Annotated in this window: 1 protein-coding gene; it reads right to left on the minus strand. The window is 59.3% G+C overall.

From position 1 onward, the window contains the following. Window positions 1–95 precede the first annotated feature (95 nt). Window positions 96–1532, minus strand: coding sequence for an IS1182 family transposase (locus ACFOLC_RS16090; protein ID WP_386760280.1), 1437 nt, complete (start codon window positions 1530–1532; stop codon window positions 96–98). Between the last annotated feature and the right edge of the window lie 61 nt (window positions 1533–1593).

Genomic DNA, 1593 nt, shown 5'->3' on the forward strand with positions numbered 1-1593 from the left:
CCACCGCCGCCCTCCCGGCCGGCGACTTCAGCTGGCGCTTTGTGAGCGCTGAGGATTGTCGCCGGAGGCGGCGTTTTTTGGCAAAAAGAACGCTCTTAGGCCCTCATCGCCTCCATCAGCGGCTGGGTTCCAAGGATCCGCATCACCCGCTTGAGGTTGTACGCGAGCACATGCAGGCTCATCTCCGTGCGAACGTTGTTGAGCGTGCGCATCAGAAAATGTGTCGACCCCATCCATGACTTGATCGTCCCGAATGGATGTTCGACGGTCTGCCTACGCACATTCATCTTGTCAGGATCGCGATCAAGGCGCTCCTGCATTGCATCGAGCACTGCCTCGTGCTCCCAGCGCTTGATTCGTCGTTGTTTGCTTGGCGTGCATTGCGCTTTCAGAGCGCATCCCTGGCACGCGGAACTCCAATAGCAGTGGAGCTGCATTCCGTCCTCGATGGTTGAGAAGCGCCATTTAAGACGCTCTCCTGCCGGGCAGCGATACTCGTTTTCCTCGGCAATGAACCTGAAGTCCCGCTTGCCGAACAATCCCTTTGCCTGGCTGCCCGACGTCTGCGGCTTCGGCACGTAGGCCGTGATGCCTGCTTCCTCGCATGCCAGGATCTCCTCACCCTTGAAATAGCCCCGATCGGCGACCACCGAGATGTCGTCGATATTCATCGCCTCTCGCGCGAGCTTCGCTATCGAAGCCAGCTGGCTCCGGTCGTTCCCTACATTCGTTACTTCGTGCGCGACTATCAGGTGATGCTTGGCGTCTACGGCGGACTGGACGTTGTAACCGACCATGCCGCTGCCTCTGCCGCTCGTTGCCATGGATCGCGAGTCGGGGTCGGATAGCGAGATTTGCTTGTCCGGCGCCTGCTCCACACGCGTCTCAAGCTCCTTCATGCGCTGCATTTCCGACCTGAGCGTGGAGAGCTTGTCTTGAAGCCGTTCGGCCTTGGCCTCAGCCACCTCGGGAGCACCACGGTCGGCGCTGTCCAGCGCGGACAGATAGCGGTCGATGCTCTCCTCAATCTGTTCGATTCGCCGCTGGACCTTGGCGCGCGTGTAGTTTCGGTCTCGATTGTTGACCGCCTTGAACTTGCTGCCATCGATCGCAACGAGGGCCTGAGAGTACAGGCTCAGGCGCCGACAGAGCATGGTGAACTCGCGGCAAACCTTGCGGATTGCCGATCCGTTGTCCTTGCGAAAGTCCGCGATCGTCTTGAAGTCAGGCGTCAACCGGCCCGTCAGCCACATCACTTCTACATTGCGCTGCGTCTCACGCTCCAAACGGCGGCTCGACTGCACACGGTTGAGATACCCGTAGATGTAGATCTTGAGCAGCGTCGAAGGGTGGTAACCCGGCCGACCCGTGGCGCAGGGCGTCATGCCGTCAAACCCAAGTGCCTCCAGATCAAGGTCATCGACGAAAACGTCGATCACCCTGACGGGGTTGTCTTCGGTGATGTAGTCGTCAATGCGCTCTGGGAACAGCGTGCTCTGGGATCGGCTCTCGCCTTCGACAAAACGCTTCATTCGTAACCCATGCCAGCGCGATGGCTTAGTCTAACGAGTGATGCGTTTTCACACAGCCTGG

The organism is Lysobacter cavernae, from assembly GCF_042648505.1.
Classification (GTDB): Bacteria; Pseudomonadota; Gammaproteobacteria; order Xanthomonadales; family Xanthomonadaceae; genus Lysobacter_L; species Lysobacter_L cavernae.

Excerpts from the sequence above, each read along its gene's own strand:
- ACFOLC_RS16090 (WP_386760280.1), bottom strand. The coding sequence starts at position 1,532 with ATGAAGCGTTTTGTCGAAGGCGAGAGCCGATCCCAGAGCACGCTGTTC.